Below are 15274 nucleotides of genomic sequence, written 5' to 3' on the forward strand. Positions count from 1 at the left end.
ACGAACCCTGTCATTTGTTCCCGGTCGGACCCATCGGTGGGCCGCACATGGAACTGCAGACGACCCACGCACCGACGCAGCTCAGATCATTCTGATTGCGCAGTCGGTCAGGGGTGCGACTGTGATGACAACCACTCTATTGGGCGCCGCTGACACGACCGACCAAAACAAGGTTTTGGAGACAATCGTCCCAGTATTGTTATCTGTCGCGACAAACGTCCCCTGGCGCCGCACATCCGGCACCCAAGCGTCCTGGTACGGCGTCCCCGCGGGGACGCCGTACCAGAGGATCAGGCATCGATGTCGACGTCCGATCGGCCCAGCACATCAAGGATCCACGCGAAGTCGAAGGCCGTCTCCTTCCAGGAGTCATAACGTCCCGACGCACCCCCGTGACCGGCGACCATTTCAGTCTTGAGCAGCACATCGGCTCCGACCTCACGCAGTCGGGCAACCCATTTGGCTGGTTCGACGTAGAGGACTCGGGTGTCGTTGAGAGAGGTCACGGCCAAGATCTTCGGATGGGCCACCTCGGCGACGTTCTCGTAGGGAGAATAGGAGCGCATGTACTCATAGACGTCCTGGTCATGGAGCGGGTCTCCCCACTCCTCCCATTCGATGACGGTCAGCGGAAGTTCGGGCATGAGGATCGACGTCAGTGCGTCGACGAAGGGCACATGGGCGCTGACCCCGGCGAAGAGGTCCGGTGCCATGTTCGTCACCGCTCCCATCAGCAGCCCTCCGGCCGACCCCCCGGTGGCGACGAGCCTGTCCGGGCTCGTCCACCCCTCGGCGACGAGGTGGCGTCCGGCGGCGATGAAGTCGGTGAAGGTGTTCTTCTTCGTCGTGGTCTTGCCCTGGTCGTACCAATGGCGGCCCATCTCGCCGCCGCCGCGCACGTGGGCGATGGCGAAGACGACCCCGCGGTCGAGCAGGGAGAGCCGGGACACGGAGAAGTACGGGTCCATGCTCATCTCATAGGAGCCGTACCCGTAGAGCACCAAAGGCGCAGGCTCGACGGGGACTGCTTCGTGGGCGTCGGTCTCCCTCGCCGAGGCTGTGGTCGCCGAGGTGGTGGCGCCGTCGGCAAGTGCGACGAGGTCAGTGCGATAGACCATCGAGATCGGAACCTGAGTTCCGTCCTCGGCACTGGCCCAGACGAGGGATTCGCTGTAGCGGTCGAGGTCGACCGAGCCGAGGACGGGCTGGCGCTTGAGGACCGTGTCAGTGCCGGCTGCCACGCTGTGCTGATAGATCACAGCGGGTGTGGACATGGAGGTGAAGAGCAGTCGGATACTCGTCTGTGTGAACTCGGGATTGCCGGAGAATCCCAGGGTTCCGGTTTCGCGGTCGAACGGGAGCTCCTGCAGCGGACCGTACGGTGATGCGGCCCCGGCTTCGGAAGTGCTGCCGGCTCCGGAACCAGCGTTGCCGACTGCGGCCCCGGAGCCTTCGGACGCGAGCTCAACGATGCCGACGCGGGCGAAACCGCCTCGGCGGTAGCTGATGACGACGAAGTCCTCGAAGGCGTCGACGTCTTCGATGCGCAGACCCTCGACATCTGCCAGCACCGGTCGGCCGATGTCGGCAGGCTCTGCGATGGTGTCCGGTTCGTCGACGGCGTCGACGCTTTCGCGTGCTGTACCGGCTGGATCGGAGACGGGCACGTCGACGATGTCGAAGTCCTCGCGCTCCTGGTTGTGTGTGATGAGGAAGCGATCCTCACCGGCGATGATCGCGTGCTCCACAGAGTATTCGACCCCGTCGACGCGGGGCCAGACGACCTGCGGTGCCGATTCGAGGTCATCGGCTTCAAGCGACCAGAAGCCTGTGGTGGTCTTGGACCCGGTGACGATGAACATGTATTTGCCCGAGCGGGAGAATCCCGAGCCGACGAAGAAGCGCTCGTCGGGCTCGTGGAAGATGCAGACATCGTCACTGCTGTCGGTGCCGACACTGTGACGCCAGACCTTCTCCGGTCGCCAAGCCTCGTCGACGGTGGTGTAGAAGATGTAGCAGCCGGTGGGGTCGATCGAGGCTCCGGCGAATGTGCCGTCGACGGTGTCGGGCAGATCCTCGCCTGTGCTCAGGTCGCGCAGTCTCAGTGTGTACCGCTCGTCCCCGGAGTTGTCCACGCCGAAGAGCAGATACCGGCCGTCGTCGGTCAGCGAGAAGGTGCCCAGTGAGAAGAACTCCTGGCCTTCGGCAGCGATATTCGAGTCGAAGATGACTTCTTCGCCGGGAAGCGTCTCCTCGCCGACCTCGGGCGGAGTCCAGTCATCGACGTCCGCGATGGGCACGCGAACACTGATCCCGTAGTCGAGCCCGGCCTTCGTTCGGGAGAAGTACCAGTAGCTGCCGCGCCTGGTCGGCACCGACATGTCGGTTTCCTTGATGCGGGTCTTGATCTCGGTGAATATTGACTCCCGCAGTGACTCGAGGTGGGAGGTCTGGGACTGCGTCCACTCGTTCTCGGACTCGAGGTGGGCGATGACCTCCGGGGACTCCTTCTCTCGCATCCATTCGTAGTCGTCGACGAAGGTGTGGCCGTGATGGGTGCGCTCATGGGGGATCTTCTTGGCCACGGGGGCGCTGGGGGCAGTGTCGTTCATGGTCCCAGCCTAGCTACCTCGATGCCGACGACGCAGTACAGGATGACGAAGCACCTGAAACACCGCTGGGACCGGATGCCCTCGCGACGCTCCAGTACCGGACCACCCTCGCGCCAAGGTGAGCAGAATGAGCAGAACGCGATCAGTGCGCACAAGCGCGTAATGTGACCTGCATCAATCTAAGCTATGACGAGCCTCACATGCAGTTCACAACAGATATGAAAGTTTGGTCAATGACGAACCAATCCGCCTCAGATCCTGGCGCAGATCCAGGGGCCGCGCCGCCCCATCCGACTCGGCGCATGTTCGGCCGAATCGCCTACGGCGCAATCGCAGTGGCAGCCATCGGGACGGCCACCACTTACTCGGTCAGAGCCGCAACAGCCAAGGGTGACCTCTCCTCCAACCTCACGCTCATCGCACCAGCCGGTGCCGGTGGCGGTTGGGACGGGTTCGCCCGGGAGACCCAACAGGCCATGCGCGCGAACAAGCTGGCCAACAACGCCCAAGTCGTCAACATCCCCGGAGCCGGTGGCACCATCGGTCTCGGCAAGTTCTCCACCATGGGCGGGCAGGCCGACACCATTCTGGCCACAGGCACCGCGATGGTCGGCGGCATTGCACTCAACAAGTCACCCGTCGGGTTCGATGACACGACCTTGCTTGCCAGGGTCGCGGAGGACTACGACGTGCTCATCGCCGCCGCCGATTCCCCCTACGACACGATCGACGACGTCATCAGCGCCTGGAAGAAGGACCCGGAAGGGTTCGTCTGGACCGGCGGCTCCGCCGGTTCAGTCGATCACCTCACGATCGCCCAGCTGGCGCTGCTGGCCGACATTCCTGCCTCGAGCATCACCTACATCCCCAAATCCGGCGGCGGTGAAGCGATCCAGACTCTGCTCTCGGGCACCACGGACTTCGCCTCCTGTGGCTTCAACGAGGTCTCTGACCAGATCGAGGCCGGGCGCGTCAAAGCAATCGGCGTGGCCGCACCGAAGCGCATCGCCGGTTTCGACGACGTCCCCACGATGACCGAACAGGGCTACAAGGTGACGCTGACCAACTGGCGCGGCTGGCTGGGCGCCCCAGGCATCACCGAGGACGAGGCCTCACAGCTTGTCGACATTCTCAAGCAGACTCGCGACAGCGCGGAATGGGCAGATGCCCTCGAACGCAACAAATGGACGGACGTGTGGCTGACGGGTGATGAGTTCAAAGAATTCATCAAAGAGGACACCTCCCGGATCGAGAAGCTGCTGAAGGAGTTGGGACTGTGAGCGCTCAGACGTCAACGAAGAAAAGGACCAGGACGGCCCACCTCGGCGCCGGGACCTGGTGGCAGGGCCGATCAGGTCTCCTGGTCCCCCTCATCATGGCAGGGTTCTCGACCTACCTGCTCATCGGCATCATCACGATGGACATTGCCGAGGACACCGATCCGCCGGGGCCGCAGTTCTTCCCGATGATCATCATGATCGTCGGCTACGTGCTCACGATCCTGCTGACGATCGCCTATATCCGCAATCCCGAACCCGTCGATGTCGAAGATGATCTTCCCGCCGAGGTGGAGGAGAAGAAGGCGTTCTCGACTCCTGTGACGTCAGCGGTGTCGGCCTCACGTCTCGACCCGCATGAAGAGGATGAACCGGCCCAGGATCGCAAGGCACTCGCCGAGGCGCGGGCCGCCAATTCGCGCCACCGCACGCACAGCGACTTCGTGTCTCTGGCCTGGGGCGCCGGCGGATTCGCGGCATTCGCCCTCATCCTCGAGTTCGCCGGGTGGATCCTCGCCGCGGCACTCCTGTTCTGGTGCGTGGCCAGGTCGATGGGCTCAAAGCGACCCCTGTTCGACCTCACCATGGCGCTGACATTCTCATCCCTGGTCTACATCGCGTTCTCGGTGCTGCTGGGGCTCAATCTTCCTTCGGGAATTCTGGGAGGTGGCTTCTGATATGGACGCTCTCATGTCCCTCTTCGAAGGTTTCACACACGCACTGACGCCGATGAACCTGCTGTGGGTCCTCGTCGGCTGCTTCCTCGGCACAGCCGTCGGCGTCCTGCCGGGCCTGGGCTCATCGATGGCCGTGGCCCTGCTGCTGCCGATGACCTTCGCCCTCGACCCGACCGGCGCGTTCATCATGTTCGCCGGCGTCTACTTCGGCGGTCTCTTCGGCGACTCCACCATGGCCATCCTCATGAACACCCCCGGCCAGGCATCGGCGATCGCCTCGACGTTCGAGGGCCACAAGATGGCCCGCAACGGGCGAGCGCCGCAGGCTCTTGCCACGGCCGCGATCGGTGCGTTCATCGGCGGATTCATCTCCTGCTGCCTCGTCGTCTTCGTCGCCCCGGCTCTGGCCGACTTCTCGACGAACTTCGGTCCCGCCGAGTTCTTCGCACTCGCCCTCTTCGCCTTCGTCGCGACCTCGTCGGTCGTCGCTGACTCCGTGCTCAAGGGCCTTATGGCTCTGGTGCTCGGAATCGGCTTCTCGGTCATCGGCATCGATTCGGTCTCCGGCACCGAGCGTTTCACCATGGGTGTCCCCGAACTCTTCGACGGAGTTTCACTGGTCACGGTGACCGTGGCGATGCTGGCCCTGGGCGAGGTCTTCTTCATCGCCTCCCGGATCCGCCGCAAGGTCAACGACAATACGATCAACTCATCGGGTCGCCCATTCCTCTCCCGCAAGGAGTTCGGCGAGGCGCTGCCCGCGTGGCTGCGCGGCACAGCGATCGGTCTGCCCTTCGGTGTGATCCCCGTCGGCGGTGCCGATGTGCCGACGTTCATGTCCTATGGCCTTGAGCGCAAACTCGACTCGAAGCGCAAGGATCCGCAGTTCGGTGACAAGGGTGCCATCCGCGGCCTGGCCGGGCCCGAGTCGGCAGGTTCTGCCACGACCGGCATCGCCATGGGTGCCCTGTTGGCCCTGGGTCTGCCGATTTCCGCGACGGCTGCGATCATGCTCGCCGCATTCCGTCAGTACGGTCTGCAGCCGGGACCGCTGCTCTTCGACCGGTCCCCGGAACTCGTCTGGGGTCTGCTGGCGAGCTTCTTCATCGCCATGATCGTGCTGCTCATCATCAACCTGCCCTTCGCTCCCCTGTGGGCGAAGCTGCTCAAGATCCCGGATCCCTACCTCTACGGCGGCATCGCCGTGTTCTGCGGGCTGGGCATCTATGCCACCTCGGCGTCGCAGTTCGAGCTCATGATCCTGCTGGGAATCGGCATCATCAGCTTCGTGCTCAAGCGCTACGGTGTGCCGCTGGCGCCGCTGATGATCGGCATGGTCCTCGGCCCGCTGGCCGAGTCCAGCCTGCGCGATGCCCTGTTGGCGTCGGGCAACGATGTCTCGGTCCTCGTGTCCTCACCGATCACGATCGTCCTCTACGTCATCCTCATCGGTGCGCTGCTCTACACGGGCATCGGTCGTGTGCTGGCGCGCAGACGGCAGAAGCAGACGACTCAGGAGATGCTCTCTCCGATGGGTTCGTCGCAGCGCTGATCACCTGAGCCCAGGGGCCCGCTCGGCCCTCGGCAACGGAACTGAAGGTTCGGTCGCAGTGGACCGGCAGGTTCGATCGCGGTGGCCTGGCAGGAGCTGAGGCGCGAATTGCAGTGGGGAGCCGGTCGATTCTCTTGACGAGATCGATCGGCTCCCCACTGCAGTTCTGTGTTCAGACGGCAACCTCGTCGTAGGACTGCCGCGTCAGCAGATCTCGGCTCCACCGACAGAGCTCGGCTCCGTCAGCAGATCTCGGCCGCCGCGGAGTCCTTCGCCTGAGATTCCATCGAGTCCGCCTTCGTCCCGGGCAGAAGTCGTCCGGCGCCCTTGAGCCCGAACGTCGTGAGCACGGCCGCGATGAGAACGAGGACCACGGCAGCCCCAGCCGCCCACTGCACGCCGAGGTCGAAGGCCGCCACAGCCGCCTCGGCGATCCGGTCTCCGGCACTGCCGCCGAGCCCGGCGGCGTACTCGAGCGCTGAGCCAAGGGTCTCGTACTGGGACTGCCCGGCCTTGGCACCGATCGTCGACTGCAGGGCACTTCCGTAGACCATGGTCGAGAGTCCGCCGAGCACGGACGTTCCCAACACGGATCCGAATTCGTACGCGGTTTCCGATATCGCCGAGGCGGCACCTGCCTTGTTCGCCGGCACCGCGGCGAGGATGAGGTCGTTGGTGATGACCTCGGCCGTGCCGAGACCGATGCCTAGAATGAGGAAGGAGATGGCCATTCCCAGCACCGAGTGCTCGGGTGTGAATGCCACGATTCCCATTCCGATGGCATTGAGCACCAGAGCGCACGGGACCACGACGCGCGGCTGCAGGCGAGCGATGATCGGCACCGCCAGATAGCCCGAGGCGATCGAGGTGATGAGCCCGGGGATGAGGATGAGTGCCGCCTGGATCGGCGAGAGACCGAGGACGAGCTGGAGGAGCTGGGTGCCGAAGTAGAGGAAGCCGGCCAATCCCATGACGCTGAGCAGGTTCGATGTCACGGCCGAGGTGAAGACTTTGTTCGCGAAGAGCCTGACGTCGAGCATCGGGTTGGGTGTTGCCAGCTGACGCAGGATGAAGCCTGCACCGGCGACAACGGCCACCGCGATGCTGACCCAGAAGAGAACGTCGACCCCATCGGCCATGACATGTTTGATGGCGAAGACGAGCGGGGTGAGCATGAGCATCGACAATGCGATCGACAGCGGATCGATGCGCCCCGGATTCGGATCGCGCGATTCCGAGAGCAACATGATGGCTGCCGGAATGAAGATCGCGATCAGAGGCAGGTTGATGAAGAAGATCGCGCTCCAGTGGAAGTGCTCGAGCAGGAAGCCGCCGACGATGGGACCCAGCGCGGCGCCGCCGCTGAACATGGCCGCCCACGTGGCGATCGCGACGCGACGGTCCCTGTCGTGAAGGAAGATATTTCGGATCAGAGACAGGGTCGAGGGCATCAGTGTGGCGCCGAAGATACCCAGCAGTGCACGCGAGGCGATGAGCATCTCCGCCGAGGTGGAAAACGCCGCCAGCAGCGAGGCCAGGCCGAAGCCGAGGGCGCCGATGACGAGCAGTTTGCGGCGGCCGACCCGGTCGCCGATGCTGCCCATGGCCACGAGGAGCCCTGCGAGCATGAGCGCATAGATGTCGACGATCCAGAGGAGCTGGGTGCCGGTGGGATGGAGGCCGGTGCTGATGGCCGGTATCGCGAATCCCAAGACGGTGTTGTCGATCGAGATGAGCAGAACAGGGATCATCAGCACAGCCAGGCCAGCCCATTCGCGCCGGCCGGCGCGCAGTTGTGGTGTCTGTGTGGTGAACATAAAACTACTATACCGTCTAGACGGTACAGTTGACAACATGATCACTGCCGAGGTCTGCTCAGCTGTGCACAGAAGAGAATCAGCCCACCCGTCTCGCGCTCAGACACGATCCACCGGATTGGGTGGATTGATCGACTAGGCTCCTCGGTATGGTCCGCAAATCCACCGACACCAAAGAGAAGCTGCTCGACGCCTTTGACACCCTCCTCGACGAGAGCGGATTCTCGGGCGCAACTCTCGATGCAGTTGCGGCGAAAGCAGGAGTATCCAAGGGTGGATTGCTCTACCACTTCGGGTCGAAGGCTGAGCTGATCAAGGGCAGCCTCGACCGCCTGGACCGCCTTGTCGAGGAAGACGTCGAGTCCATGGAGTCTGCCGGTGACCGGCTGCACCTTTATTATCTGGAGACTTCGGCGGAGATCGGTACGCCCCTTGATCGCAGCCTCATCGCCGCAAGCTGTCTGGCACAGGAGAACGAGGAAGCGAAAACCGCGCTGCGGAAGACCCGTGAAGCATGGTTCAACGCCCTCAACGACCACCTCGGCGACGCCGACCTGGCCATGACGATCCAGCTCATTGGCGATGGAATGTACTTCAACCAGAATTTCGGTCTCTCCCAGGACGAAGCTCTGGCCCACGTCAAGAACGTACTCACGCGACTGGGGCTTTGAGCCCTGGCGCCGAGAGTGCCACAACAATTGTGACACCTGCGCCCATGACCCTTAAGAAGTCTCTCAAGAGGCCGAGCACCTCGCTTAAGTGGTCGAAATGGGCTGGTTCTTCTGCGCATAATGCGTCCATTTCGACCATTTAAGACCCGCTCTGAGGGACACGTTCGAGTCGTCAGGTACCAACTCCGTCACACGACTCGCGTGCTATTACCTGTGGATGGAAGATCTCTGTCCACAGGCCGATTTTGGACACTCCACTTCTCAGCCCAGATACGTCACAATGACATTCATGTTCAACGACAGCAGGTGGGAGATGCGCGACTATCCGCGCCTGTTTGCAGCTCGAGATGCCCAGAAGTTCGGTATCACCCGGCATCAGCTCTTCAACACGCAGCGCTGTCCCATCGTCCTACCTGGAGTGAGAATGGATCGCGAGTCTCTCGAGAGCCGGCGTACGCCGAGATGGGCAGATGAAAGTTGGGAGCGGGATTCTCTGCGACTCCGCGCAGCTCGGCTCAAGTTTTCTCATATTCTCGCCGATTACTCGACGGCTGCCCGGATCTATGGCTGGCCATTGCCGTGGAACCTGATGAATGACCCGCGACTTCGCCTGTGCACTGCAGAGTTGGATCGGCGGATCCGCATGCCAGATGTCACGGTACGTCGTACGCGACATGCCGCTGCGGCAACATGGTTGGACCTTCCTGTGCTCGGCCCAGCGGACACATTCCTTGCCATCGCGCCTGATCTGACACTGGGTGATCTGGTGAAGGTCGGTGATGCCGCCGTCGGCAAGTGGCATGGGCCTCCCCAATTGTCGCTCGACGCCTTAAAGGGACTGGTGAGTCGGCGCGAACGTCTGAGAGGACGCCGCCATCTGTGCAACGCAATCGATCTCATCCGTCCTGGAGTCGATTCCCCGAGAGAAACCGATCTACGTCTATGGATGATCTCGGTTGGGCTGCCGGAGCCGACTGTTCATCCGAAGATCGAAACCGATCTGCCCAGAGGCAAGGTCGAGCCTGATCTGGGCTACGAGGAGGCTCGACTCGCGCTCGAGTACGAAGGCGATCACCATCGCTCATCTCCGGAACAATGGACTCGAGACATCGAGCGCGATGAAGCCATGAGAGATGCGGGTTGGATCGTGCTCAAAGTGACGAGCCGAACCAACTACCGGTCTCTCGAGTCCAAGATTCGCCACCACCTCCGGTTGGCATGAGTCGCGCACCCCGACCACCAAGATCGTCAATCGCTCACCACGGCCGTCGGTGATCCACTGCGGTCGGCGATCCACTCAGATCGGCGCCGTGAGACTGCGTACTCGCCACTGGCCCCGCGAATATCCGCCATCAGGACCAAGCAACCACGGCCCACTAACACGTTAGGTGGTCGAAATGGGCCGTTTCCGCAAGGGGCAGCCAGCCCATTCCGACCACTTAGTGACGGCCGAGCTTTCACTTGTCGCCGGAGACTCAGCAGCCGCCGGGATGTATGCGCGGATTCACTGAGGATTCGCAGCGCCCCGTTTCGGCTGCAGGAGGACAAGCCAGCCGGCCGGGCCGTCCGCCGGACTCCGGCGCCCCTCCTCCTCAACTAGCCGGTTCGACGCACCTCCTCAGCTCAAGTGGTGGACCTCCTGCAGGCCGTAGACCGGCGTCTCGAGCCCTTCGTACCGGGCCTTGAGCTGCAGGGCCAAGTACAGCGAGTAGTGCCGCGACTGGTGCAGGTTCCCGCCCATGAACCACAGGTTCTCCTGCTGGGTGGGCTTCCACATGTTGCGCTGCTCGCCCTCCCACGGACCGGGATCCTTCGTCGTTTCCGAACCCAGCCCCCAGCACTTGCCGACTTTGTCTGCCGTCTCCTGGTCGACGAGGTCGGCGACCCAGCCGTTCATCGAGCCGTATCCGGTCGCATAGACGACGAGGTCGGCGGGCAGCTCGGTGCCGTCGGCGAGAACCACGGAGTCCTCGGTCAGATGGTCAACGTCTCCTTTCGCCAGCTTCACCTTGCCATCGGCGACCAGCTCGGCCGAGCCGACGTCGATGTAGTAGCCCGAGCCTCGGCGCAGGTATTTGAGGAACAGCCCGGACTCGTCGTCGCCGAAGTCGAGGTCGAAACCGACTGCTTCCATCCGCTGGTAGAAGTCCTTGTCCCGTTCCTTCATCTGATCGTAGAGCGGTATCTGGAACTCGTGCATGATCTGATACGGCAAGGAGGCAAAGATGAGATCGGCCTTCTCAGTCGTCACTCCGTTGGCGAGTGCCTTCTCCGAGTAGAGGTCGCCGAGTCCGATTTCCATCAGCGAATCACTCTTGACGATATGCGTGCTCGAGCGCTGCACCATCGTGACGTCGGCATCGTGCTCGTAGAGCGCCCCGCAGATGTCAAAGGCGGAGTTGTTGCTGCCGATGACGACGACCTTCTGACCCACATAGGCATCGGGGCCGCGATGCTGCGAGGAATGCTGCTGCTCGCCCGTGAAGTTGTCGGCGCCGGGGAAGGCCGGGATGTTCGGTTTCCCCGACATGCCTGTGGCCATGACGAGATGGGTGGGGTTGAGTGTGACCTTCTCCCCGTCGCGCTCGACATCGACCGTCCACTGGCCAGCCTCGTCGTCGTACTTCGCCGAGGTAGCCGTCGTCGATGACCAGTACGGAATCTCCATCACCTTGGTGTAGAACTCCAACCAGTCCGCGATCTTGTCCTTGGGTGCGAACACCGGCCAGTTGTCCGGGAACTTCAGGTAAGGCAGGTGGTCGTACCAAACAGGATCGTGCAGGCACAGTGACTTGTACCGCGACCGCCACTGATCCCCTGGGCGCTCCCAACGGTCGATGACGAGCGCCGGAACGCCCAATTGGCGCAATCGTGCGCCCAGAGCAATACCGCCCTGGCCCCCACCGACGACAAGGATGTAGGGGTCCGTGGTCTTCCCCCACGCCGCATCTTCCTCTGCGAGCTGCTCCGACCAGCTCTTCCGCTCGGGGTCGACCCCGTGTTCGGCCCCCTTGATCCGGCGAGTCCCACGTGGTTCTTCATGCCCGGTCAGCTCCTGCAGCGAAGTGAGCATGGTCCATGCCTTTGTACCGTCCTCGTCGATGAGTCTCACCAGGCCCTTACCCCGACCGACCGAGGTGGCGAAGGTGAACCAGGCTTCGGTCACACCGTCTGCAGTGGCCGCAGGCTCGCTGAGTTCGAAGTCAACGGGCGTAACTCGGTTGAGGTTCGCGGTCAGCATCTCCGTGACACCATCGGGGTCCTCCACCGTCTTGAGATTCCAGGTGAACGACACCAGGTCCCTCCAGTAGCTCGCAGTGGCGAACAGTCCTGCTGCGGCTCTGATGTCCCGAGCCCGAAGGGCGTCTTCGAATTCGCCCAGCCACTGCGTTGCAATGTCATCGGCGGTGAGCTGCTGGCGGTCAATCGTCGTTGTCATGTCACTCCTCCTCGTTGAGCTGTGTGACTCCAAGCTATGCCGCCTCCGGCGTCGGCGGAAGGGTTGCATCGAGTTGCATATGCAGTGAGCCACATCACCCCTATACTCGGAATCATGCCTCAGCTCGACCTGGCGCATCTTGCTCGGGATCTGTCCCGCATCCACGATGCCGTGATCACCGGCGGTTCGCCGCCGGAGCAGCCGCGTGCGCTCGTTGCGCGCTCGTGGGAGAGGATGCTGCGCTTGGGATTGGATCCCTCGGGTGGCAATCGTCGAGTCCTCTCCGCCGAGGCGGATGTGGAGTCCCGCAGGCGTGGCTCGAAATTGCGCCTCATCATCGATGAGCTCAAAGCCATTCTGCTGCGGATGCCCGATGCTGCGACCTTCATCCTGGTCGTCACCGACGCCGAGGGGGTGATCCTGTGGCGCGACGGTGCCAGTGCCGCCCAGCGACAGGCTGACAGTCTCGGATTCGTCGAGGGTGCCCATTGGTCCGAATCCGTGGTTGGCACCAACGCCATCGGCACCGCGCTGGCCGAAGAGGCCCCGGTCCAGCTGTTCTCCGCAGAGCACTTCGAGACCTCGCAGCACCCCTGGTATTGCAGTGCAGTTCCCGTCCATGACCCCTGCGATGGCCGACTCCTCGGCGTCGTCGACATCAGCGGGCCGGCGCTGACTCTCCACCCGGCAGTGCAGTCTTTGGTGACAACCGCTGTCCGCCTGGCCGAGGCCCGGCTCTCCCTCAATCAGCAGGAGCAGCTGAGCAGCCTGCGCAATCGCATGTCGACGGTTCTCAACGGCAGCCGGGGGCCCGCACTGGTCGTCGATGACGACGGGTGGGTCGCCTACCGCCAGGGAGTGCAGAGCCAAGACCGGATAGAGGTCCCGGTACCCGATCGCACCATCCTCATCCCCGGTGCCGGCCTGTGCGTCCCGGAGAAGGTGACCGGTGGCTGGCTGCTGCGGCCGAGCGCCGACATCGGCAGTCAGCAGGTGTCGGTGGTGCTCCGGCAGACTGCTCGTTCGGCGGTGCTGGAGATCGACTCGAGCACTGATCCCTTCGTCGTTCCGCTCACGCCGCGGCGGGCCCAGATCTTGGCTGCGATCACCTCGGCGGGGCCTGCTGGCATCAGCGCCGGCGATCTCAGCCTCAAGCTGTACGGCGATGCCGACCATCAGGTCACGGTGCGCGCCGAGGTGTCCCGTCTGCGGCGTTCGATCGGTGCACTCCTCGCGACTCAACCCTACCGGTGGGCCGAGGGCGTGTCCGCACGGTTCGACGAGACCGCTTCAGCGTCCTCCTGATCATGGTCGCGATCACGATCTCGACCCGCCCTATCGGCCCGCGCGAAGGAGATCACGAGCCCGATTCCGATCAACGTAGACACGAGGGAGGAGCCGCCATATGAGATCAAGGGCAGCGGCACGCCGATGACGGGCAGAAGCGTCGTCACGACCCCCATGTTGATGAACGCCTGACCCAATATCCACACGAAGACGGTCACGCACAGGACCTTCGTCTTCAGGTCCCGGCTCTTCAACGAGGTTCTGATCAGCCCCACGCCCAGCAGTCCGAAGAGGCACACCACCGTCAGAGTGCCCAGAAGTCCCAGTTCTTCGCCGATGATGGCGAAGATGTAGTCGTTATGGGCTTCGGCCAACCAGAACCATTTTTCGCGGCTGGCTCCCAGCCCTGTTCCGGTGAACCCACCCGAGGCCAACGCGAACAGCCCATGATTGGACTGCCAGTGCTGGCCGAGAGCCTCGACGTCGCTCAAAGCTTCCGTGTCCGCGAACATCGCGCGCACACGTGCCATTCGGTAAGGGCTTGTAGCCACGAGGATGGTCACACCCACGGCGATCACCCCCAGTGTTGCCGCGAAATACCGTTTCGGGACACCTGCGATGAACAGTGCGACCAACGTCATCAGCATGAGAACCAAGGTCGTGCCCAGATCTCCGCCGAGGAGGATGAAACCGAACGCGAACGCTGAGACGGGGACAACGGCGAAGAACAGATCTTTGGGGCGATGAAGCCGCTGTGATCTGCGAGCGAGCGCGACCCCGAGCCACAGAGCCAGCACTGGTTTGAAGACTTCCGAGGGCTGAAGCTGGAATCCGCCTACATGCACCCAGTTGGTGCTTCCGTTGACGGTGATGCCCAGCCCCGGGACCAGCGGAAGGGATAGGAGCACCAACCCGGCGATGATCATCGGACCGGCCAGTCGACTCCAGATCTGTGCGGGAATCAGCGCAGTGACGGTCAGTATGATGATGCCGATGGCTGCGAAGAGTGCCTGCCGAGCGAAGATGGAGAACGAGGATCCGCTGGTTCCGTCGAAGGAGGTGATCGATGTCGCCGACAGCACCATCAGCAGACCAAGACCGACCAGACACAGCGAGGCGCCGAGGATGACCAGAGATCCGCTGTCGACCCGCGGGACGGCGGGCACCCGCAGCAGCTTCTGGCCGATTCGAGGAAGTCGGGCACGCAATGTCCCACGTGTCCTGTCGCCCCGGTAGCTATCCATGCGTATTCGCTGGCTCCTGCATGACGATGACTGTCCTGCCCTGATATCGGCCTCCGACGTGCCGGTCTCGACTGGCGAGGCCGCCGATGACCGTCTGGAGCAGGAGCAGCACGATGAGGACGATGAGCGGCGCGGCCCATGAGCCCGTAACTGTGTGCAGCCACCCCAATCCGAGCGGGCCGAGCCCGGCGACGAGGTAGCCGAATCCCTGGGCCATCGTTGATACGTGCCCGGTGTGATGGGCATCCGGCGAGCGCCACACGATATAGGACAATGACAGACTGATCGCTGCCCCCTGTCCCAACCCCAGCAGCGTCATCCACGCATAGGCACCGGCTTGCGGCGCGAGCAGCAGCCCAAGGAAGGCGGCACCGATGAGGACAGCGGCAGCGAAGACGGGCAGCCATCGCGGCTTGAGCCGTTTGGCGATTGTCGGCGTGACCAAGCATGTGATGATTGCCGGGAAGGCAGAGAACGAGAGCATCCATCCTGCTCGATCGGCAGGCATGCCAGCGTCTTGGAAGATGGCCGGCACCCAGGTCAGAGCCGCGTAGTAACTCAGCGACTGCAACCCCATGAAGCCGGTGACCGACCACGCGATCGGGTCTCTGAGCATCGCCCGAAACGGTGGCTCACCTGAGGCGGACGTCGCAGAGCCGTCCCGACCCAAGCTGGACGTCGCAGAGCCGTCCCGACCC

General features: G+C 63.1%; 11 protein-coding genes. 6 read left to right on the forward strand and 5 right to left on the reverse strand.

The window, feature by feature from the left end; genetic code table 11:
- Positions 1-290 precede the first annotated feature (290 nt).
- Positions 291-2612, reverse strand: a complete 2322-nt coding sequence (locus JFC13_RS18915; RefSeq protein WP_198398578.1) for a S9 family peptidase — start codon at positions 2610-2612, stop codon at positions 291-293.
- Between the two features lie 233 nt (positions 2613-2845).
- On the opposite strand from JFC13_RS18915, the gene JFC13_RS18920 reads away from it, so the two are divergent.
- From JFC13_RS18920 to JFC13_RS18930, 3 genes are read left to right on the forward strand one after another with little or no spacing between them, the layout of a single operon-like run.
- On the forward strand, positions 2846-3892 hold the full coding sequence (locus JFC13_RS18920; protein ID WP_198398579.1) for a Bug family tripartite tricarboxylate transporter substrate binding protein: 1047 nt from the start codon (positions 2846-2848) through the stop codon (positions 3890-3892).
- Positions 3889-4566: a tripartite tricarboxylate transporter TctB family protein gene (locus tag JFC13_RS18925; RefSeq protein ID WP_198398580.1), complete on the forward strand. Its 678-nt coding sequence runs from the start codon at positions 3889-3891 to the stop codon at positions 4564-4566. Before JFC13_RS18920 ends, JFC13_RS18925 begins: the two co-directional genes overlap by 4 nt.
- A gap of 1 nt (position 4567) precedes the next feature.
- Positions 4568-6118, forward strand: a complete 1551-nt coding sequence (locus JFC13_RS18930) for a tripartite tricarboxylate transporter permease (RefSeq protein ID WP_198398581.1) — start codon at positions 4568-4570, stop codon at positions 6116-6118.
- Between the two features lie 242 nt (positions 6119-6360).
- Here the strand turns inward: JFC13_RS18930 and JFC13_RS18935 are convergent, their stop codons facing one another.
- Positions 6361-7935 (reverse strand): MFS transporter, encoded by a 1575-nt coding sequence (locus JFC13_RS18935; protein WP_198398582.1) that lies wholly within the window; start codon positions 7933-7935, stop codon positions 6361-6363.
- Positions 7936-8084: 149 nt separating this feature from the next.
- On the opposite strand from JFC13_RS18935, the gene JFC13_RS18940 reads away from it, so the two are divergent.
- Complete coding sequence (locus tag JFC13_RS18940; RefSeq protein WP_198398583.1) at positions 8085-8606, forward strand: TetR/AcrR family transcriptional regulator; 522 nt, start codon at positions 8085-8087, stop codon at positions 8604-8606.
- A 289-nt stretch (positions 8607-8895) separates the two neighbouring features.
- The gene (locus JFC13_RS18945) at positions 8896-9828 is read left to right on the forward strand and encodes a hypothetical protein (RefSeq protein ID WP_232488808.1); all 933 of its coding nucleotides are present in this window, start codon (positions 8896-8898) and stop codon (positions 9826-9828) included.
- A gap of 396 nt (positions 9829-10224) precedes the next feature.
- Here JFC13_RS18945 and JFC13_RS18950 read toward each other — a convergent pair whose 3' ends face one another.
- Positions 10225-12045, reverse strand: coding sequence for a flavin-containing monooxygenase (locus JFC13_RS18950; RefSeq protein ID WP_198398584.1), 1821 nt, complete (start codon positions 12043-12045; stop codon positions 10225-10227).
- A 114-nt stretch (positions 12046-12159) separates the two neighbouring features.
- Here JFC13_RS18950 and JFC13_RS18955 point away from each other — a divergent pair, with 114 nt between their 5' ends.
- Entirely contained in the window at positions 12160-13350 is a 1191-nt protein-coding gene (locus tag JFC13_RS18955) for a GAF domain-containing protein (protein WP_232488809.1), read from the forward strand.
- Here JFC13_RS18955 and ftsW read toward each other — a convergent pair.
- Both ftsW and JFC13_RS18965 read right to left on the reverse strand, forming a co-directional pair.
- Positions 13290-14576 carry a putative lipid II flippase FtsW gene (gene ftsW, locus JFC13_RS18960; protein ID WP_198398585.1) on the reverse strand — a complete coding sequence of 429 codons (1287 nt, stop codon included), beginning with the start codon at positions 14574-14576 and terminating at the stop codon, positions 13290-13292. The two genes, JFC13_RS18955 and ftsW, sit on opposite strands and share 61 nt — an antisense overlap.
- Positions 14569-15274 (reverse strand): MFS transporter (locus JFC13_RS18965; RefSeq protein WP_198398586.1); only part of this gene is annotated, 706 nt, incomplete at its 5' end. The genes JFC13_RS18965 and ftsW, both read right to left, overlap by 8 nt.

This window comes from Brevibacterium antiquum (assembly GCF_016107655.1).
Lineage (GTDB): Bacteria > Actinomycetota > Actinomycetes > Actinomycetales > Brevibacteriaceae > Brevibacterium > Brevibacterium antiquum.